The sequence below is a fragment of the Allocatelliglobosispora scoriae genome (genome assembly GCF_014204945.1).
In the GTDB taxonomy this organism is placed as follows: domain Bacteria; phylum Actinomycetota; class Actinomycetes; order Mycobacteriales; family Micromonosporaceae; genus Allocatelliglobosispora; species Allocatelliglobosispora scoriae.
Map to the genome: position 1 here is coordinate 1 of NZ_JACHMN010000004.1, position 20,628 is coordinate 20,628.

12 protein-coding genes and 2 pseudogenes are annotated in these 20,628 nt (G+C 71.9%); 4 read left to right on the forward strand and 10 right to left on the reverse strand.

The window, feature by feature from the left end; genetic code table 11:
- From F4553_RS39920 to F4553_RS39950, 8 genes and pseudogenes are all read right to left on the reverse strand, one after another.
- The coding region (locus F4553_RS39920; protein WP_184847548.1) for an MFS transporter at positions 1–362 on the reverse strand (362 nt) is incomplete at its 3' end.
- Positions 359–562 carry an MbtH family protein gene (locus tag F4553_RS39925; RefSeq protein ID WP_184847550.1) on the reverse strand — a complete coding sequence of 68 codons (204 nt, stop codon included), beginning with the start codon at positions 560–562 and terminating at the stop codon, positions 359–361. The genes F4553_RS39920 and F4553_RS39925, both read right to left, overlap by 4 nt.
- A gap of 23 nt (positions 563–585) precedes the next feature.
- Positions 586–3,759: a non-ribosomal peptide synthetase gene (locus F4553_RS39930; RefSeq protein WP_184847552.1), complete on the reverse strand. Its 3,174-nt coding sequence runs from the start codon at positions 3,757–3,759 to the stop codon at positions 586–588.
- Positions 3,756–6,737, reverse strand: coding sequence for a type I polyketide synthase (locus F4553_RS39935; RefSeq protein WP_184847554.1), 2,982 nt, complete (start codon positions 6,735–6,737; stop codon positions 3,756–3,758). Before F4553_RS39935 ends, F4553_RS39930 begins: the two co-directional genes overlap by 4 nt.
- Complete coding sequence (locus F4553_RS39940; RefSeq protein ID WP_184847556.1) at positions 6,734–8,491, reverse strand: condensation domain-containing protein; 1,758 nt, start codon at positions 8,489–8,491, stop codon at positions 6,734–6,736. Before F4553_RS39940 ends, F4553_RS39935 begins: the two co-directional genes overlap by 4 nt.
- A 109-nt stretch (positions 8,492–8,600) precedes the next feature.
- Complete coding sequence (locus F4553_RS41615) at positions 8,601–9,089, reverse strand: M4 family metallopeptidase (protein ID WP_312875578.1); 489 nt, start codon at positions 9,087–9,089, stop codon at positions 8,601–8,603.
- Positions 9,090–9,198: 109 nt separating this feature from the next.
- Positions 9,199–10,209, reverse strand: a pseudogene (locus F4553_RS41620) (M4 family metallopeptidase); the annotation flags it as partial.
- Between the two features lie 126 nt (positions 10,210–10,335).
- Positions 10,336–10,881, reverse strand: a complete 546-nt coding sequence (locus F4553_RS39950) for a DUF6232 family protein (protein WP_184847558.1) — start codon at positions 10,879–10,881, stop codon at positions 10,336–10,338.
- A gap of 114 nt (positions 10,882–10,995) precedes the next feature.
- Here F4553_RS39950 and F4553_RS39955 point away from each other — a divergent pair, with 114 nt between their 5' ends.
- The 4 genes and pseudogenes from F4553_RS39955 to F4553_RS39970 form a co-directional block, all read left to right on the forward strand.
- Complete coding sequence (locus F4553_RS39955) at positions 10,996–11,691, forward strand: CHAT domain-containing protein (RefSeq protein ID WP_184847560.1); 696 nt, start codon at positions 10,996–10,998, stop codon at positions 11,689–11,691.
- A gap of 155 nt (positions 11,692–11,846) precedes the next feature.
- Entirely contained in the window at positions 11,847–14,441 is a 2,595-nt protein-coding gene (locus F4553_RS39960; protein ID WP_184847561.1) for a proprotein convertase P-domain-containing protein, read from the forward strand.
- A gap of 229 nt (positions 14,442–14,670) precedes the next feature.
- The gene (locus F4553_RS39965; protein WP_184847563.1) at positions 14,671–16,953 is read left to right on the forward strand and encodes an MMPL family transporter; all 2,283 of its coding nucleotides are present in this window, start codon (positions 14,671–14,673) and stop codon (positions 16,951–16,953) included.
- 297 nt (positions 16,954–17,250) lie between these two features.
- Positions 17,251–19,044: pseudogene (locus tag F4553_RS39970) on the forward strand (family 43 glycosylhydrolase); the annotation flags it as partial.
- Between the two features lie 16 nt (positions 19,045–19,060).
- Here F4553_RS39970 and F4553_RS39975 read toward each other — a convergent pair.
- Positions 19,061–19,495: a globin domain-containing protein gene (locus tag F4553_RS39975; RefSeq protein WP_184847566.1), complete on the reverse strand. Its 435-nt coding sequence runs from the start codon at positions 19,493–19,495 to the stop codon at positions 19,061–19,063.
- A partial coding sequence (locus F4553_RS39980; RefSeq protein ID WP_246468076.1) for a helix-turn-helix transcriptional regulator occupies positions 19,492–20,628 on the reverse strand: 1,137 nt, incomplete at its 5' end. The genes F4553_RS39975 and F4553_RS39980, both read right to left, overlap by 4 nt.

Genomic DNA, 20,628 nt, shown 5'->3' on the forward strand with positions numbered 1-20,628 from the left:
GTCAGCACCCCGACGAGGAAGACCACCGGGAAGAGCATCCACAGCTGCAGGAGGTCGAGCAGGTAGGCGGCGGGCAGGATCAGCAGCGCGGCGGCCCGGCCGAGGTCGGCGGCGATCAGGACCGGCCGTCGGCGCATCCGGTCCACCCATGCCCCGGCCGGCAGGCCGACGAGCAGGAACGGCAGGAACTCCACCGCGGTGAGCAGGCCGACCTGGAACGGCGTCGCGTGCAGCGCGATGATCGCCATCAGGGGCAGCGCGATGAGGCTGACCTGGGTGCCGAGCTGGCTGACGCTCTCGGCGGCCCACAGGCGCCGGAAGTCGGCGTGCCGCCACAGGCTGTCTGGTGTGGACACGGTCATCGTCCCATCCGTTCGCGCAGGCTCCGGGGGCGCAGGTCGACCCAGACCTCGGTGATGTGGGCCAGGCACTCGGCCTTGGTGCCGGTGGCGCCGACCGGTTGCCAGCCCGGCGGGACCGGGTGGTCCTCCGGCCAGATGGAGTGCTGGTCCTCGTGGTTGCGCACCACCACATATCGGCGGTCGTCATCGTCCTCGAACATTATCCGTCCTCTCTGGAGCATTGCTAGACGCTGCGGCGTCCTGGGCGCAGGTGCGGGAAAGCGGCGGCGAGGTCGGCCTCGGCCTGCGAGCCGCCGTCGAGATGGCGGGCGAGCGAGCTCACGGTCGGGTGCTCGTAGAGGGCGAGCATCGGGATCTCCCGGCCCAGGCGGGCGGCGAGCCGGGCGCGGACCTTGGACATCGTCAGCGAGTTGCCGCCGAGGTCGAAGAAGTTGTGGAGCACGCCCACCTCGGTCAGGCCGAGCAGCTCCGCCCAGACCTCGGTGATCAGCACCTCGACGCCGGTGGCGGCGGCGGCGAAGCCGGTGACGGCGCGGACGCGGCCGTCGGGTGCGGGCAGCGCCGCCCGGTCGACCTTGCCGTTGCGGGTCAGCGGGAACGCCTCCAGCTGGGCGAATGCCGTCGGCACCAGGTACGCGGGCAACCGCTGCCCCAGCCACCGGCGAAGCTCGGCGGCGTCCGGAGCGGGCTGGTCGCAGACGAGATAGGCGACGAGCTCCTGGTGGTCCCCGGTGGTCTGGTGGCCGACGACGAGCGCCTGGCGTACGCGGGGATGGCCGGTCAGCGCCGCCTGGATCTCGCCGGGCTCGATCCGGTAACCGCGGATCTTGACCTGCTCGTCGTTGCGGCCGAGGTACTCCAGCACCCCGCCCGCCCGCCACCGGACCTGGTCGCCGGTGCGGTAGAGCCGCTCGCCGGGGGTCGTGGCGAAGGGGTGCGGGACGAACCGGTCGGCGGTCAGGTCGGGCCGGCCCGCGTACCCCCGGGCCAGCGCGACACCGCCGAGGTAGAGCTCGCCGGGGACGTCGATCGGGGCCAGGCCCAGGCCGGCATCCAGGACGTAGGTCTGCACCCCGGCGATGGGGCGACCGATCGGGACGATGTGCCGCCCGGTCTCGGTGTCGCAGCGCCAGGCGGTGACGTCGACGGCCGCCTCGGTGGGCCCGTAGAGGTTCTCCAGCCGGGCGGGCAGCAGCCCGGTGAAGCGGTCCCGCAGCTCGGGCGGGAGGGCCTGGCCGCTGCAGACGACGAGGCGCAGGCTGGTGCAGCGGCCCACGTCCGGGCTGTCCAGGAAGGCGGCGAGCATCGGCGGTACGAAGTGGGTGATCGTGACCCGCTCCGCCTCGATCAGCTCGACGAGGTGGTCGGGGTCGCCCTGGCGGCCGGGCTCGGCGAGCACCAGCCGGGCCCCGGTCAGCAGCGGCAGCAGCAGCTCCCACACCGACACGTCGAACGTCGCCGGAGTCTTGTGCAGCACCCTGTCCTCCGGCTGCAGCCCGTAGGCGTCGCGCATCCACAGCAGACGGTTGGCGATCGCCGCGTGGCCGACGCCGACGCCCTTCGGATCGCCGGTGGACCCGGAGGTGAAGATGACGTAGGCGAGGTGGTCCGGATCCCGTCGCACGACCGGCGGCCCGACCGGCTGCTCGGCGAGGTCGAGCCGGTCCAGGCCGGGCGGGTCGAGGACCAGGGCGGCCCCGGCGATCGCGACCATCCGCGCGATCCGGTCCGGCGGGCTCGCCGGGTCGAGCGGCAGGTAGGCGCCGCCCGCCTTCAGCACGCCGAGCATCGCGGTGACGAACTCCGGACCGCGATCGAGGTGCAGCCCGACGACGCTCTCCGGCCCGATCCCCCGCCCGATCAGGGCATGCGCGACCTGGTTGGCGCGGGCGTCCAGCTCGCGATAGGTGAGCGACCGCCCGGCCGACCGGACCGCCGTCCGGTCCGGGTGCAGCCGGGCCGCCTCGGCGATGAGGTCCGGCACGAGCAGCTCCGAGGTGACCGCCGGAGCCGACCGCGACCACTCGTCGCGGACCACGGCCCGCTCCTGCTCCCCCAGCAGCGGCAGCTCGGACAGGCGCAGGCCCGACTCGGCGGTGAAGGCCGCTAGGAACCGCTCGAACGCCGCCGCGATCCGCACGATCGTCGCGCCGTCGAACAGCGAGGTCATGTAGCGGAAGGTCGCCGTCGCCTCGTCGCCGCGCGGGGCGAACTCCAGCCACAGGTCCAGGAACGAGGTGTTGAGCTCGACCCGGAACACCTCGACGTCGACGCCGGGGAAGCCGGGCAGCACCGGGCGCAGGTTCTGCAGCGTGAACATGATCTGGACCAGCGGGCTGTAACTCGTGGTCCGGTTCGGCCGCAGCACCTCGACCAGCTTCTCGAACGGCACCTCCTGGTGGGCGAAGTACTCCAGGGTGGCGCCCCGGATCCGGCGGACGAACTCGCCGATCGTCGGGTCGCCGGCCAGGTCCACCCGCATCGGCAGGATGTTGACGAAGTTGCCCACCAGCGGCTCCACCCCGGTCTGCAGCCGGGCCGCCATCGGTACGCCGATCAGGAAGTCGGTGCTCCCCGACCAGCGCGACAGCAGCGCCGCGTAGCAGCCGTAGAGCAGCATGAACGGGGTCACCCGATAGGAGCGGGCGGCCGCCTGGACCCGGCTCCACATGTCGGGCGCGACGGTCAGGTGGTAGCGCTCGCCGTCGAACTGCTGCACCGCCGGGCGGCGCCGGTCGGTGGGCAGGTCCAGGTGGGCCGGGGCGTCACCGAGCTTCGCCCGCCAGAAGTCCAGGTGCTCGGCGAGGTAGTCGTCGGTCAGGGTGCCGCGCTGCCAGGCCGCGTAGTCGCCGTACTGGGTCGGCAGCGGCGGCAGCGGATCCGGCGCGCCGGTCAGCCGGGCGCCGTAGAGCGCGGCGAGCTCGTCGAAGATGATGTTCAGCGACCAGCCGTCGCAGACGATGTGGTGGTAGAGCAGCACCAGGATGTGGTCGCGCGGCCCGAGGTGGATGAGGCGCGCCTTGATCAGCGGGCCGTTCGCCAGGTCGTAGGACTCGTCGAGCCACCGGGTCACCAGCTCCCGGGCCCGCTGCTCGGCCTGCGGCAGCGGCAGCCCGCTCAGGTCGAGATGTGCCAGCGCCAGCTCGCCGGGCGGCGCGACCCGCTGCACCGGCTCGCCGTCGGCCGACGGGAACGTGGCCCGCAGCACCTCGTGCCGGGTCACCACCTGCGTGAACGCCCACTGCAGCGCGTCGTGGTCCAGCGGTCCGCGCATCCGGAACGGCGCATACATGTTGTAGGCCGTCATCCCCGGCACGAGCTGGTCCAGCGACCACAGCCGCTGCTGCGCGAAGGTCAGCGGGAGCTCCCGTACCCCCGCCTCGGACGCGATCGTCATGATGCCCTGCCTTCCTTGTCGCCGCCGGTCACCGCGTCGGTGCGGACCAGGAGCTCGGCCAGCGCCTCGGCGAACTCGCCCGGCGTGGGGTGGTCGAAGACGCTGTCGAGCGGCACGGCGACCGAGAACGCGTCCCTCGTCCGCGAGATGAGCTGGGTGGCCGTGAGCGAGTCGCCGCCGAGCTCGAAGAAGTCGGCGTCACCGGCGACGGTCTCCATGCCGAGGACGGCGCCGAACAGCCTGCTGACCCGCTCCTGCACGGTGCCGGCGGGCTCGTCGCGCCCGGTGGGGCGCACCGGCTCCACGGCGGCGGCAGCGGCCGCTGCGGGCCGGACCGGCGCGGCTGCGGCGTAGATCGGCAGCACGTGCTCGACCCGCTCGAACGGGTAGAGCGGCACCGGCACCCGGACCGGGGTCCGGTCATCGTGCAGCGCCGCCCAGTCGACCGCGCATCCGGACGCCCACACCTGCCCGAGCGCCGCCAGGAAGGTCGCCAGATCGTCGTCGGCCCGACCCGCCCGGGGCAGCGTCGCGACGGCGGTGCAGTCGGCGCCGAGCTGTCTGCGGGCCAGTCCGGTGAGGCTCTGCCCCGGCCCGACCTCCAGCAGGATGGGCGCGCCGAGCCCGGCCGCCGTGGTCAGCCCGTCGCCGAACCGCACCGTGGACCGCAGGTGATCGGCCCAGTAGCCGGGATCGACGGCCTGCTCGGCGGTGATCCAGTCACCGGTCACATTGGACATGTAGCGAGCCGACGGCGGCTGCCGCGGAGTGCGGCCGACCGCGGCGGCGAACTCACCGCCCGCCGGGTCCATCAGGGCCGAGTGGAACGCGTGCGAGGTGCGCAGCCGGGTCGTCGGCACCGCCAGCGTCGCGAGCAGCGCGGCGAAGGCGTCCACCGCGTCGTGCGGGCCGGAGACGACGCACCGGTCCGCGCCGTTGACGGCGGCGACGGCGAGCCCGGCCGGCAGCAGCCGCGCCAGGTCCGGTTCGGCGAGGGAGACGGCGAGCATCGCCCCGCCCGGCTGGTCCTGCATCAGCCGTCCGCGCCGCGCCACCAGGTGCAGCGCGTCGGGCAGGGTGAAGACTCCGGCGAGGCACGCCGCGACCAGCTCGCCGACGCTGTGCCCGAGCATCGCCGACGGCACGACGCCCGCCCCGATCAGCGTGCGGGCCAGCGCGTACTCGATGGTGAACAGGGCGGGCTGGGCGATGGCGGTCCGGGTGAGCTGCTCGGCCGCCGCGTCGTCGGAGCGCCGGAGCAGCTGCCGCAGATCCAGCCCGAGGTGCTCGACGAGCAGCTCGGCGCACTCGTCCACGGCGGATCGGAACGGTGCCACCTGGTCGTAGAGGGACCGGGCCATGCCGAGGTGCTGCGCACCCTGCCCCGGGAACAGGAACACCAGAGGGCGCTTGCTCGCCGGGCGCGTCGCCGTCGCCAGGCGGCCGTCGACCGCGCCGGTCAGCACGGCGACGGCGTCGGCCGGGTCGGTGCACACGGCGTACCGGCGAAGGGTGAGGGATTGTCGTCCTGTTTGGAGGGTGTAGGCGACGCTGTCCAGGTCGACGCCGGGAGCGCTGAGGTGCTCGGCGAGGTTCGCCGTCATCGCGTCGAGCGCGGATCCGGTCGCGGCCGACAGGGTCAGCAGACGGGCCGACCTCGCGACCGGGGCGGTCGGGCGCGGCGGCGCCTCCTGCAGGATGGCGTGGGCGTTCGTCCCGCCCAGGCCGAACGAGCTGACCCCGGCCCGCAGCGGCCCGCCCTCGCCCTGCCACTCGCGCAGCTCGGTGTTGACGAAGAACGGGCTGTTGTCGAAGTCGATCTCCGGGTTGCCGGTGGTGAAGTGCAGGCTCGGCGGGATCTGCCGGTGCTCCAGCGCCAGCACCGTCTTGATGAAGCTCGCCACTCCCGCGGCCGCGTCGGTGTGCCCGATGTTCGTCTTCACCGAGCCGACGGCGCAGAATCCGACCTTGTCGGTGCTGGCACGGAACGCCCTGGTCAGCGCTGCCAGCTCGATCGGATCGCCGACCCGGGTGCCGGTGCCGTGCGCCTCGATGTAGCTGATCGTGTCCGGCTCGACCTCCGCCAGGCGCAGCGCGGATCGGATCAGCCGCGTCTGGCCGACGACGCTGGGTGCGGTGTAACCGGCGCGCTCGGCGCCGAGATTGCCCACGGCGGAGGAGATCAGCACGGCCCGAACGCGGTCGCCGTCGGCGAGCGCCTCGTCGAGGCGCTTGAGCACGACGACCCCGACCCCGTCGGCGCCGACCATCCCCGCGGCCGCCGCGTCGAAGGTGCGCACGTGCCCGTCCGGCGAGAGCGTGCCGCCCTCCCGGTAGAGGTAGCCGCGGGCCGGGACACCGACCGACGCGCCACCGGCCAGGGCGATGCCGCACTCGCCGCCGAGCAGCGACTGCGCCGCCTGGTGGATCGCGACCAGCGAGGTCGAGCACGTCGTCATGACCGCGACGCTCGGACCGGTCAGCCCGAGCTTGTAGGAGACCCGGCTCGTCAGGTGGTCCGGTGCGGTGGCGATCGTCACCTGGTATTCGTCCAGCGACGACACGGTCTCCTTCCCGTCGAGCCAGACCTGGTAGGCGTAGGTGCTGGGTGAGCAGCCGCCGTAGACGCCGATGTCGCCGGGGTAGCCCTGCGGGTCGTAGCCCGCGTCCTCCAGCGCGTGCCAGGCGCACTCCAGGAACACGCGCTGCTGCGGGTCGATGAGCATCGCCTCGCGGGGCGAGTAGCCGAACAGCTTCGCGTCGAATCCGGTCGCCTCGTCGAGGACTCCCTGGACCGGGATGTAGCCGGGATCGTTCCGGCGCGCCGGGTCCTCGCCGGCCCGCCGGAGCTCGTCGTCGGTGAGGCGGCGCAGGCTCTCCACGCCGCCGGCCAGGTTGGCCCAGAACTGCTCCAGGTCGGCGGCGCCGGGGAACCGGCCCGCCATGCCGATGACCGCGATGTGGGTCTCTGATGTCACTGCTGTGCCCCCTCGGTGGGTGAGACGGTGGATGCCGCCACACGCTGTGCCGGCATGATCGCCGCAGGTGGTGGTGCGTCCGCCGAGGCGGCCGCCACGGCGGCCGCGAGCCCGGCGACGGTCGGAGACTCGAACAGGGTGGCGAGGCTCACCGTGACCGGGAACGCCGCGCGCACCCGCGCGACGATCTGGGTCGCCAGCAGCGAATGACCGCCGAGGTCGAAGAAGTTGTCGTGTACGCCCACCCGCTCCACGCCGAGCACCGCCCGCCAGATCCCCGCGAGCGTCGCCTCGGTTGGTGTCCGTGGCGGCGAGTAGTCCGAAACCGCTGTCGGATCGAGCGCTGCGACGGCTGTCGCCGGGGCCGCCACCAGCGGCAACAGGACCGGGAGCTGCGAGATCGCGGCGGTGGGCGTGGCGACGACCGTCCGGGTCAGCTCGACGAACTGGTCCACGAACTGCTCGACGGTCGCCCGGTCGAAGAGGTCGGTGGCGAACTCGGCTGTCCCGCTCAGGTGTCCGCCCTCGTCGAAGAGCATCAGCGACAGGTCGAACTTGGCGGTGTGGTTGCGCACCGGCGTCAGCGACTCCAGCCGCAGTCCCGGCGCCTCCCAGCTCGGCGCGAGCGCGGTCATCGCGAACAGGACCTGGAAGATCGGGTGCCGGGCCAGGTCGCGGACCGGTTCGACCGCCGCGACGATGCGTTCGAAGGGCAGCTCGCCGTGGTCCAGCGCCGACAGCACGGTGGTCCGGACCCGGGCCGCGACCGCCGCGAACGGCGGGTCCCCGGCGAGGTCCACCCGCAGCGGCACCGTGTTGGCGAAGAAGCCCACCAGGCCCTCGTGCTCGACCAGCGTGCGCCCGGCCGACGGAGCGCCGACGACGACATCGTCCTGACCGGCGTACCGGCCGAGGAGCAGCGCGAACACCGACAGCAGCACGATGAACGGCGACGCCCGCAGGCCGCGGGCGAGCTCCTGCACGGCGGCGTGCAGGTCGGCGGGGAGCACGAACTCGACCGCGTCGCCGCGATAGCTGGCGACCGCCGGCCGGACACGGTCGGCGGGCAGCGTCAGCGCCCTCGGCGCGCCGTCCAGAACACTCCGCCAGTACGCCGTGAGCCCGCGCACCCGCTCCTCGGTGAGCTGCTCCCGCTGCCACCGGGCGAACTCCACGACGGTGATCGGCGGATCCGGCAGCGGTGCCGGTTCCCCGGCGGCGAATGCCGCATAGGTCCGGGTGAGCTCGTCGAGCAGGATCGGCAGCGACCAGCCGTCGGCGATGATGTGGTGCAGCGTCAGCAGGAGCAGGTGGTCCCGCTCGGACAGGCGCAGCAGGACCGCCCGCCACAGCGGGGCCTGTGCCAGCTCGAACGGCTGCGCCACCTGGTGCTCGGCGTTGGCGCGGATCGATTCCTGCCGGACCGTGGCGGGCAGCGCCCGCAGGTCCTGCACCGTGAGCGGGACCGGCACGGCGTCCGCCGGCAGGACCAGCTGGAACGGCCGTCCAGTGTCCTGCGGGAACCCGGTGCGCAGGGACTGGTGGCGGCGCATCAGCTCGGCGAGGGCGCGCCGCAGCACGCCGTCGTCGATCTGGCCGCGCACCCGGTACATGCCGGGCACGTTGTAGGCGGACGGCTGCGCGATCAGCTGGTCGAGGAACCAGAGCCGCTGCTGCGCGGAGGACAGGGGCGCGCGGATCGCCCCGGCGCCGGTGCCGCCGGGTCCCGCTGCGGAAGGGTGAATGCTCGTCATGGCGAGCACGACTCTGCCCGCGCCCCTTTGAGAAGCGCTTAAGAATCCATTGATGTAGGTAAGTAAAAGGCGGGCGGCCATCCGGCCGCCCGCCCCGTTGGCGCCGTTACTAGCAGGTCGGCTCGCCCGACTGGACCGGGACGCTGACCGCGGTCCAAGCGGCCTTGATCGCGTTGAACTCGACGCAGCTGCCGGGGTACTGGCTCTTGGCCGCCTGCAGCGTCCAGAGCCGGTACTTGAGGTAGCTGCTCGACGAGGTCTTCAGCAGCATCGCGCCGTAGAGGATCTTGATCGTCTTCTGGATGCCGATGCCGGTGACCGTGGAGCCGTTGCAGGTCGGGCTCGCCGGCTGGCCGGAGGCGTTGCTGCCGACCGCGGCCAGGTAGAACCAGTGGTTGCCGGGTCCGGCGGCGGCGTGGACCTCAGTGCTCGGGATGCTGCTGGAGTAGCAGTTCGGGTGCCCCTTGAGCGACGGGTTGTACATGTTGCGGATGGGTCCGCCGCCGGTCAGGTTGACCTCCTCGCCGACCGTGTAGTCGGCCGGGTCGTTCGGGTTGGCCGCGTAGGCCTCGACCGCCGCGCCGAAGGCGTCGCCGATGAACTCCTGGGGTGCCGTTGCGCGAGATGCCGCTGGGCGTCGTGTCGTCGACGCCGTGGCCCATCTCGTGGGAGATCACGTCGGTCGCGCCGATCCAGGCACCGGCGTTGTTCTTGCCGATCTGGACCTGCGAGCCGTCGTAGTAGGCGTTGACCTGGTTCAGACCAACGCGGATCGGCCAGGCGCCGCCCGAGCCGTTCATGCCGTTGCGGTTCAGCCACGCGCTGAGCATCGAGGCCATCTTCTCCGCGCCGTAGAGCGCGTCGACGCAGCCGGTCTCCCGGTTGGTCCCCACACCGTTGCCCCACACGTCGTCCGAGCCGGTGTAGGTGACGTTGCCCGTCGCGTTCTGGCAGGGCATGTTGGTCGTGTTCGGGCTGGACAGGGAGTAGGTGCCGCCGCTGAGCTTCGTCGCGACGGTGACCGTGCCCTCCCAGTTGCCGTTGCCCGTGCCGCTCAGGACGCGCTCCAGCTTGTCGAGCACCGCGCCGCTCTTGGCGTCGACCGTGACGGTGAGGCGGCTGTAGCCCTCAGCACCGGTGCCGACGACCGTGGTCTGCCAGGCCAGCTTGGCCGCGCCGGTCAGCGTGGACACGACGAGGCGGGTCGGCTCCACCGAGCTGACCTTCGCCAGCTGCTTGCGGGCCACGCGCTCCGCCGCGGCCGCGCTGATCGCGGGGGTGGTGGCGATCGTGCCGATCTGGCTCTCCTGGGCCACCGAGGTGAGGATCACCTTGCCGACCGCGTCGGTGACGACGACGAAGTCGCCGCCGATGACAGGCAGGCCCTGGTAGGTCCGCTCGTAGGCGATGTAGTTGAGCCCGTTGGCGCTGATCGCGCTGCCGTGGGCGTACGCCTCGCCGGCGCTGCTCATGATCGCGTCGGGGCGGGCCGCCACCAGTGCCTCCGCGTTCGCGGTGGCGGCCTTGACCGCGTCGAACGACGTCACGGATGCCGGCTCGGCTGCGCCGCTGGCCTGAGTGGTGGCCGCGGCCACCATCACAAAGGTCGCGACCATCGTGGTCGCGGCCAGATAACTCTTGCGAACCTTCACGTCTTTCCTCCCTTGGCGTGGCCGGGGGTGTAGCCACGTAACAATGTTTATATCGAAGATTGTCATTAGAAGGAAGGCGTGGGCGGAGAGCTGGATCGATTGACCCGTCGGCGATTGGGAGCGCTCACATAGTTCGTCACAAACATGTCGACTTGTCGGACGGCGCGGGCACCGTGCCCCAGCGGTCGGGGGTCAGCCCCAGCCGTCGACGAGGGTCTTGCCGCCGTTGACATAGTCGCCGTCGAACTTGTGGCCGTGGACGTTGTCGCCGTGGATCTCGATGTGGTCGACGCGGATGGCGTACTCCATGGTGGGGTTGTCGATCGCGTCGACGACCCGGTGCGTCAGCTCGTGGATCTGCTCGCGGTTGGTGCTGACGAGCGCCGCCTGGGCCGTGCCCGATGTCGCCACGCTGAGGATGTAGAGGGGCGGCAGCGTCAGGCCGCGCAGCAGCTGCACGGTGTGATAGGCGAGGGCACCGAGGACGAGCAGGGCGAAGGCCGCCGGCACCACCGGCGGCAGGGAGTCGCCCGCGCAGCCGATCACCAGCAGGCCGAGCACACCGAGCCCCACCCAGGCACCCGCCTTGCGCGCGTACCGTCCGACCATCCGCCCGCGCCGGGGCTTCACGTCGATCGGCCGGACCCGGGTGATGCCCTGCAGCGGGTACGCCTGGTCGCCCACCCACATCGTCCGGCGGCTGATCCGGAACTCGATCTCGCTGTGCTTGACTCCCATACCATCGCGCCTTTCGACTTCAGGCCGCACAGGCCGTCTGCGGACATCTGACGGACAGCAGGCCGGTCTCGTCCGTCAGATGTCCACATCTCCACCGGCCGACGCGAGGTACCCATGGGCGACACGATTCACGGCAACAAGTACGGCGGCGACCACGTGATGGGCGACAAGATCGTCCATCACGCCGGCCGCGGGGAACCCGGGCGAGGTGAGCCGGAGCCGCCGGCGGTCATCCTGCTCATGAGCGCGAACCCCAGCCGGAACGAGCCCCTGCGGCTCGACGAGGAGCGCCGCCAGATCGACCACGCCCTCGTCCACGCGCAGGCCCGGAGCCTGGTGGAGGTACGCACCGCCGACGCCGTCCGCCTGGGCGACCTGCAGAACGCCCTGCTGCGCCACCGCCCGGCGATCGCCCACTTCAGCGGGCACGGCACCGAGTCGTCGGGAATCGTGGTGACCGACGACCGCGGCCACCCGCGCCTCGTACCCCCGGCCGCATTGAGCGAGCTGATCCGGATCCTCCAGGGCGGCCTGCGCTGCGTCTTCCTCAACGCCTGCTACACGGAGGAGCAGGCCCGGGCGATCGCCGAGCACGTGCCGTGCGTGGGCATGCACCGGCGGGTGCTCGACCAGACCGCCATCCGGTTCGCGGCCGGGTTCTACCAGGGTGTCGCCCACGGCCGGACCATCCAGGAGGCGTTCGACCTGGGGCGCAACGCGCTGCGGATCCACGGGCACGCCGACGGCGACGCGCCCCGCCTCCTCGCCGCCGCGGGCAGCGCCGACCGGCCGGTCCTCCGCGCTCGCTGACCGGACCCGACGGGACGGCGCCGCCGTGGCGGCCGCTCGATCGACCGATCCGAATTCGTCAAATTTAATCGACGCAGGCCTGTCGCTCGGCCATGCCCTTCCGGTATTCATAGATAACCATGACTATCGTTGTGGGTTGAGTCCGGGGAGGATTCATGAAGAGAACCTTCGCCACCGCCTGCGCCGCCACCGTGCTGGTCGCGTCCGTGGCGGTGTCGGCATCCGCCACCCAGGCCGCACCGCCGAGCCGGAGCTCCTCGCCGACGGCCCTCGCCGCACAGGCGATCGCCGCGCACCCGGCGGACATCCGCGCCACCGGGTCGGACGCCTATGCCATCTACAGCGTCCACAGCGACGCCGACGGCGCCAGCCATGTCCGCTACACCCGCACCTACCAGGGCCTGCGCGTTCACGGTGGTGACTTCGTGGTGCACAGCAACGCGGACGGCAGCTACGACGGCGCGTCGGTCGGGCTGGTCAACGCGCTGTCCCTGTCCACCACGGCCGAGGTCACCGCAGCCCAGGCCGCGCGGACGGCCCGCGCCGCGTTCGCGGGAACCGTCGGTACGGTCGAGAGCCCGGAGAAGTTCGTCGACGCCAGCACCGGCACCGGCCGGCTCGCCTGGGAGACCGTCGTCAAGGGCCGGCGGCCGGACGGGCAGACCCCCTCGGTGCTGCACGTCATCACCGACGCGACGAGCGGCGCCGTGCTCGGCTCGTTCGACGAGGTGATGGAGGTCAACGGCACCGGGAACTCGCTCTACTCCGGCACCGTCACCATCGACACCACGTTCGGCAGCGGCATCTACAGCATGATCGACCCGTCGCACGGCAACGGCCGCACCTGCGACGCCGGCCTCCCCGGCTGCCCGGTCTTCACCGACGCGGACAACGTCTGGGGCAACGGCACCAACGCCGACCGGGCGTCAGCCGGCGTCGACGCGCACTTCGGCGCCGCCGCGACCTTCGACTATTTCAAGAACGTGCACAACCGCAACGGCATCTTCGGCAACGGCGCCGGGGTGACCTCCCGGGTCCACTACGGCACCAACTACGTCAACGCCTTCTGGGACGGCACGCAGATGACCTACGGGGACGGGCTCGGCAGGCCGCTGGTCTCCCTGGACGTCGCGGGCCACGAGATGAGCCACGGCGTCACCGAGAACGTGGTTCCCGGCGGCCTGACCTACTCCGGCGAGTCCGGCGGTCTCAACGAGGCGACCAGCGACATCTTCGGCAGCATGGTGGAGTTCTACGCCGCGGCACCGGCCGACCCGGGTGACTACCTGATCGGCGAGAAGATCGACATCAACGGCAACGGAACCCCGCTGCGCTACATGTACAACCCGACGCTCGACGGCTCCTCCCACGGGTGCTGGTCGACCAGCACCAAGAGCATCGACGTGCACTACTCCTCGGGCGTCGCCAACCACTTCTACTTCAACCTGGCCGAGGGCAGCGGCGCCACACCGTACGGGACGAGCCCGCTCTGCGGCTCCGCGGCGGCGGTGACCGGCATCGGCCGGGCGAAGGCGGAGCGGATCTGGTTCCGGGCGCTGGACGTCTACTTCACGTCCAACACCTCCTACGTCAACACGGCCGCACCGGCCAACACGTCCCGCGCATACACCCTCGCCGCCGCGGCCGACCTGTTCGGCCTCTGCGGCACGGAGTATGTCGCGGTGCAGAAGGCCTGGACCTCGGTCAACGTGCCCGGCGCCGACGCGGCCTGCCCGGGCGGGCCGGACTTCGTCCTCGGTGCCTCGCCCACATCCGGCTCGGTGAACCCGGGCTCGGCGCTGACCACGACGATCAGCGCCACGCAGAGCGGCAGCACCGCGCAGACGGTCGCCCTGGCCGCCGCCGGCCTGCCGTCCGGAGCGACCGCCGCCTTCAGCCCCACCTCGATCAGCTCCAACGGCGGCACGTCCACGCTGACCATCGCCACCAGCGTTTCCACCCCGCCGGGGACCTACCAGGTGACCGTCACCGGCACCGGTACCTCCAGCACCCGGACCACCACCTTCACCCTGACGGTCAACGGCCCGGCGGGCTGCTCGCAGACGAACGCCACCGACATCGCGATCCCCGACCTGTCCACCGTCGAATCACCGGTGGTCATCTCCGGCTGCCCGGGCAACGCGAGCGCCACCTCCACCGTCACGGTCAACATCCTGCACACCTACATCGGTGACCTCGTCGTGTCGCTGATCGCTCCGGACGGCACCGCCTCCATCCTGCACAACCGGACCGGCGGCGCGACCGACAACATCAACCAGACCTACCCGGTCAACCTGTCCGGCAAGGCCGCGAACGGCACCTGGAAGCTGCGCGTGCAGGACGCGGCCTCCGCCGATGTCGGCACGATCGACTCGTGGACGATCAACCTCGTCGGGAGTACGCCGGTCTGCGCCGGCACCAACCCCGCCGACGTGCCGATCCCGGACAACACCACGGTGAACTCCACCATCGTGCTGTCGGGATGCCCCGGCAACGCCTCCCCGACCAGCACGGTCACGGTGGAGATCGTGCACACCTACATCGGCGACCTCGTCGTGACCCTCGTCGCCCCGGACGGCAGCCTCTACGTGCTGCACAACCGGACCGGCGGGGCGACCGACAACATCAACCAGTCCTACACGCTCAACCTGTCCCCCGAGCTCCGGAACGGGACCTGGACACTGCGGGTGCAGGACGCGGCGACCAGCGACACCGGCTACATCAACAGCTGGGCGTTGACGACGCTGTGACAGTCCGGTGGAGTGCCCTGCCCGGCGTCTGAGGTCCACCCGGGCAGGGCACTCCACCCTCCGCAGATCTGCGACACCGATCCCGCGTAGCGATGCGGTGCGGAGGGTAATGGGAGCCGCGCAGCGCCGCTCAGGTCGCCCGGGCCGGAGGGCCGATCCGTCGTACGAGGGCCCGGTCCGCCGGTGCCGATGACGGTCGGCACGGCAGCTGCCGAGCAGGAGGACGGCGATGCGGTTCAGCAGGTCGAACCCGGTGACGGATGAGCAGGCGCCCCGGCGGCGGTGGCACCCGAGCTGGCTGCTGGACTGGTACGCCGCCTGCGTGGTGTGGCTCCGCTGGGTGATCGTGGCGTTCTGGGTCGCGGCCGCCGGGGCGTCCATGATCTACCTGCCCGCGATCGGCCAGGGCGGCAGCGACCTGGGACAGCTGATCTCGATCGACAACCCGGCGGTGCGCAGCGAGATCCGCTCGTTCGAGAAGTTCGGCTTCCCGCTGCTGAGCCGGGTCGCCGTGGTGCAGCGCGATCCCGGTGGGCTGTCGGCGGCGACGCAGGCCAAGGCCATCGCCCGGGCCCGGGCCGTGACCGAGGGCACCTACGCCGACGCGAAGCCCATCATCGCCGCGGTGCCCGTCACCAACACGCTCGGCCTGGTCCCGGGATCGAAGGAGAACAGCACCACCATCATCACGCTGCTGTTCACCGCCCCCGATGTCACCTTCGCCGACCAGCTCGAAGCCGCGAAACAGTTCGCCGCCGCCCACTACGACGCCGACGACCACGTGGCCGGGGTGACCGGCTCCGTTCCGGCCCGCGTCGAGCAGGGCAATCTCGTCCTCTCCACGCTGCCCTGGCTGGAGCTCGCCACCGTCGCCGCCGTCTTCCTCATCGTCGCGATCGCCTTCCGCTCGATCGTGGCACCCCTGCTCGCGCTCGCCGTCGCCGGAGTCGCCATCCTGCTGACCCTGCACGTCGGCGGCGCGCTCGCCCTGCGGATGGGGGTGCCGGTCCCGCAGGAGACCCAACCGCTGCTCGTGGCGCTGCTGCTCGGAGTCGTGACCGACTACGTGGTGTTCTACCTGTCCGCGGTGCGAACACAGCTCGGCGAGGGTGCCGGGCGCCTCGAAGCGGCGCGGCGGGCGACCGCGCGGTTCACGCCGATCATCGTTACCGCCGGGGCGACCGCCGCCGCCGGCACCGGCGCCCTGATCGTCGCGAAGTCGCCTGCGTTCAAGGCGTTCGGGCCCGGCATGGCCCTGGCGGTCCTCATCGGCATGCTCGTGGCGGTCACGCTCGTCCCGGCGCTGCTCGCCATCCTGGGCCCGGCGGCGCTGCGGTCGCCGCTGCGGCGCAAGACCGTCCTGGGCCGGCCGGTCGAGCCGGTCCTCGACGAGGCGCCTTCGGGACGCTGGTCCCGCCTGCTCACCCGGCGCTGGTTCGGCGCGCCGGTGCTGCTGGTCTGCACCGGTGTCCTGATCATCGCCGCCCTGCCGCTGCAGCACATCACCCTGGGCGTGTCCTTCGTCGAGGCGCTGCCCGCCAGCCACCCGGCCCGGCAGGCGGCGGCCCAGGCCGAGAAGGGCTTCGCCGAGGGCATCCTGTCGCCGACGGAGCTGCTGGTGCAGGGGTCGGGGGTGGCCTCCCGGGAGGCGGAGCTGACCCGGCTGCAGCAGGCGCTGGCCCGCGTACCGGGAGTGTCGGCGGTGATCGGGCCCGGCGACGCCGCCATCCCCGAGAACCTCAACCTGTTCCGCTCCCGCGACGGCTCCGCCGCCCGCTACCTGCTGATCATGTCCGACGAGCCGCTGGGCCATACCGCAGTGCAGACCCTGTCGCGGCTCGACGCCGCCCTGCCCGGCCTGGTGAAGGACGCCGGGCTGACCGGAGTGGAGACGAGCTTCGGCGGCGACACCGCCGTGGCGAAGGTCATCATCGACCAGACCACGCAGGACCTGGGCCGCATCGCGATCGCGGCGCTCCTGGCCAACCTGCTGTTCCTGATGCTGTTCCTGCGCGCGGTGATCGCCCCGGTCCTGCTCCTGGGGTGCAGCGTGCTCGCGATCGGCGCCACCCTGGGCCTGACCACCTGGCTGTTCCAAGATGTCCTCGGGGGCGACGGCCTGACCTTCTACGTGCCGTTCGCGGTGGCCGTGCTGCTGCTCGCGCTCGGCTCGGACTACAACATCTTCGGCATCGGCCCGGCATGGAAGGAGGCCCGGGAACGCCCGCTGCGAGAGGCGCTGGCGCTCACCCTGCCCGAGTCCGCCCGCGCGATCCGCACCGCCGCGTTCACCCTCGCGATCAGCTTCGGCCTGCTCGTCCTGGTGCCGCTCCGGCCGTTCCAGGAGCTCGCGTTCGCCCTGTCCGTCGGGATCCTGATCGACGCGTTCATCGTCCGGTCCCTGCTGGCACCGGCGCTGCTCACCGTGGTCGGATCGGCGAGCGAGTGGCCGGGGCGCAAGCTCTTCGGCCGGGTGCCGAAGTCCCGCGTCGAGCAGTTCGAACCGAGCTGACCAGCGGAGCCCCATCGGACCGTGATGTATTCACACTCTTGACTGCGTGTCGCATCGCGTGCAATCTCTTGGGAACATGTGCGTTCGCGGCGCCGGCCGTCCCAGCCGGCGCCGCACGCGCACCCACTCCGCGCCCGTCCCAGCGCACGAACATCGGAGCCGCCCCCGATGAACGCCCGTACGAAGCTCGCCGCCGCCCTGGCTTCCGCCGCCCTCGTCGTGGCCCAGCTCGGCCTCCCCTCGCCCGCCGCAGCCGCGCCGCCCGACTACACGACCGCCGAGGCGGGCAACCCCTTCACCGACGGCTGGTACGCCGACCCCGACACCGCCGTCTACAACAACACCTTCTGGGTCTTCCCGACGACGTCGAAGGGCTACTCGGAACAGACCTACCTCGACGCCTTCTCCTCCACCGACCTCGTCACCTGGACCAAGCACCCCAACGTGCTCACCACCGCCCGCGTCTCCTGGGCGTCCTACGCGATGTGGGCGCCCGCGCCGGTGCAGCGCAACGGCAAGTACTACCTCTACTTCGCCGCCAACGACATCCAGAACAACTCCAGCCTCGGCGGCATCGGCGTCGCCGTTGCCGACCAGCCGCAGGGCCCCTACACCGACGCGATCGGACGGCCGCTGGTCAGCCAGTTCGTCAACGGCGCACAGCCCATCGACCAGGATGTCTTCATCGACGACGACGGCCAGGCCTACATGTACTACGGCGGTTGGGGCCACGCCAACGTCGTCAAGCTCAACGCCGACATGACCAGCCTCGGCCAGTTCGCCGACGGCAGCACGTACAAGGAGATCACGCCGTCGGGCTATGTCGAGGGCGCCCAGATGTTCAAGCGCAACGGGCGCTACTACCTGATGTGGTCCGAGGGCGGCTGGACCGGTCCCGACTACTCCGTCTCCTATGCCATCGCCGCGTCGCCGACCGGGCCGTTCACGAAGCTGGACAAGGTGCTCGCGCAGGACGCGGCGGTGGCGAAGGGCTCCGGGCACAACTCGGTGGTCAACGTGCCCGGCACCGACACGTGGTACATCTTCTACCACCGGCGGCCGCTGAGTGAGACCGACGGCAACCACCGCCAGCTCGCCTACGACCGGATGGTGTTCAACTCCGACGGCACGATCCAGCGGATCACGATGCGGGTCAAGGACAACTTCGCCGACGGCAACGCGCTGGGCTGGAAGACCTACGGCGGCGGGTGGACCGCGACGAACGGCCGCTACCAGGCCGACAACTCGCTGGGCGGCAAGGCGCTGCTGGACACGAACTTCGGCGACTTCACCTACGACGCCGACGTCACCGTGACCGCCGGCGGCGGCGACGCCGGGGTGGCGTTCCGGGTCACCCAGCCCGCCGTCGGCGCCGACAGCTACCGCGGCTACTACGCCGGGATCAGCCCGGCGGGCGCCGTGAAGCTGGGCCGGGCCGCCAACAACTGGACGCAGCTCGGGTCGGCAGCGATGACCGTCGCCGTCGGCACGGCCTACCACCTGCGCATCACCGCGGTCGGATCGTCCATCAGGGTGTACGCGGGCGACATGGCCACCCCGAAGATCAGCGTCACCGACACCGCCTACGCCGGCGGCGCCACCGGGATACGCGTCTTCAACGCCGCGGCCGCGTTCGACAACATCGCCGTCGGCGCACCGACCGGGACGGGCACCAACCTCGCCCAGGGCCGCCCGGCCACCGGCAGCGCGAGCTGCGGCGCGTCGGAGGGGCCGGAGAAGGCGGTCAACGGCAGCACCGGCGGCGGCAACTCCGACAAGTTCTGCTCCTCGGTCGCCGGTGCCTGGCTGCAGGTGGACCTAGGCAGCAGCCGGGCCATCAGCCGGTTCGAGCTCGCGCACGCCCAGGCCGGCGGCGAGCAGGCCGCCTACAACACCAGGGCGTTCACGATCTCCGTCTCCGACGACGGCTCGACCTGGCGCCAGGCCGTGGCCGTCACCGCCAACACGGCGGCGAGCACCGTGCACCCGGTCAGCGGCGTCTCGGGCCGCTACGTCCGGCTCGCCGTCAGCACCCCCACCCAGGGCGCGGACGGCGCCACCCGGATCTACGAGCTGCGCGCCTTCGGCTGATCCGGGCGTCCGTCGATCACCGAGGCCATGTGTGCTGGGGGCGGGATGGTGCCGATCCCAGCAGCATGGCCTCGGCGATCATGTCGTAGGCCCGCTGCCAGGCCCGTTCCGCCTCCGGCGTCCACCCTGCGCCGAGGGCCGCCGCGAAGGCGCCGAACAGCGCCGCGCGGACCTCGCCGTAGTGGCGGAACCGCACCCCGTAGCCCGCGTGCCGGGCGCCGAGCAGCCGGGTCCGGTCGAGGAACTCGTCGAACCGCGCGATCGAGCCGACGATCGTGTCCAGTTCGTCGGCGAACTTCTCCTGCTGCAGCACCGGATCGCTGGTGAACATGGTGCGCAGCGCCGGATCGGCGGCGAAGAGCCGGCGGTAGAAGTCCTGTGCCACGACGGGCAGGTGCGGCCGCAGCGCCTCGGCACCCGAACGGACCAGCTCGACCTCCTCGGGAGTCACTGCCGGCCGTCCTCTCGTGCTCGGGCACCGCCGCCGAGCAGCGCCGACAGCTCCCCCCGGCTGTTGACGCCGAGCTTGCCGTAGATGTTCTGCAGGTGGTTGTTGACGGTCCGGACGGAGAGGAACAACGCGGCCGCGATCTCGCGGCTGCTCCGTCCTCCGGTCACGAGCGTGGCGATCTCCCGCTCCCGCTCGCTGAGCGGCACGTGTCCGGTGTCCGCGAGCAGGCCGGGGGTGCGTGCGCCCTCGCACCGCTCGACGATCGCCGCCGCCCTGGCGAGCAGCCCGGTCGCGGCCCGCTGACCGCCGTCGGCACGGTGCTGCACCGCCGCCGCGATCAGGCACTCGGCCGCGAGCAGCCGCATGCCGTACCCGTCGAGGATCTCGCCGACCGCGGCCAGTGCGGCCGGGTCCCGCCGCAGCGCCGCGCGGGCGTGGGCGGCACGGGCGGACGCGAGGCCGCCGTCGACGCGCGCGGCGGCCGCGACGAGCTCCCGCCCGCAACCCTCAAGATCGCCGATGCGTACGCCGTCGTGCAGCAACGCCACCGCTTCGGCGCACCGGCCCCGACGCAGGCTCTCCTGCGCGGCCGAGAGCAGGGTGTGGCGGGCGTCGGCCAGCCTGCCCTGACCGGTCAGCATCCAGCCCCGGGCACGGTGCAGCTCCGCCGAGCGGGGTGCCCGTGCGATCGCCTCGTCCAGCCGTGCCGCCAGGGTGTCCTCATCGGACGGAGCGGCCTGCTGGGCGCGGGCGAGCACGAGGCCCGCCAGGGCGCTCGCCGCGGCGGCGGGCTGGCCGGTCGTCGCGGCGTGGACTGCGGCGTCGCGGAACATCCGTTCGGCGGTGGCCACCCGCCCCCGGGCGAGCGCGGCATGGCCGTGCTGGACCGGGAACCAGGCGGCGAGGGCGTGGGACCCGTCGCGCTGCGCCATCTCCAGTCCGCGGTCCGCGGCGTCCTCGGCCTCGGCGAGGCGCCCGGAGTGCAGCCGGGCATGGGCGATGGTGACGAGGTGCGCCGCGGGGTGGAAGTCCGTACCGCGGTCCTCGACGGTGTCGTGCAGGTCGAACGCCAGCTGGGCGTCGTCGGCGGCGGCAGCCAGCGAACCGGTCTCGGCGCGCAGCATCGCCCGGCT

Bases quoted from the DNA above. Each gene is read 5' to 3' on its own strand.
- F4553_RS39925 (WP_184847550.1), bottom strand. From the start codon at position 562: ATGTTCGAGGACGATGACGACCGCCGATATGTGGTGGTGCGCAACCAC.
- F4553_RS39930 (WP_184847552.1), bottom strand. From the start codon at position 3,759: ATGACGATCGCGTCCGAGGCGGGGGTACGGGAGCTCCCGCTGACCTTC.
- F4553_RS39940 (WP_184847556.1), bottom strand. From the start codon at position 8,491: ATGACGAGCATTCACCCTTCCGCAGCGGGACCCGGCGGCACCGGCGCC.
- F4553_RS39950 (WP_184847558.1), bottom strand. From the start codon at position 10,881: ATGGGAGTCAAGCACAGCGAGATCGAGTTCCGGATCAGCCGCCGGACG.
- F4553_RS39955 (WP_184847560.1), top strand. From the start codon at position 10,996: ATGGGCGACACGATTCACGGCAACAAGTACGGCGGCGACCACGTGATG.
- F4553_RS39960 (WP_184847561.1), top strand. From the start codon at position 11,847: ATGAAGAGAACCTTCGCCACCGCCTGCGCCGCCACCGTGCTGGTCGCG.
- F4553_RS39965 (WP_184847563.1), top strand. From the start codon at position 14,671: ATGCGGTTCAGCAGGTCGAACCCGGTGACGGATGAGCAGGCGCCCCGG.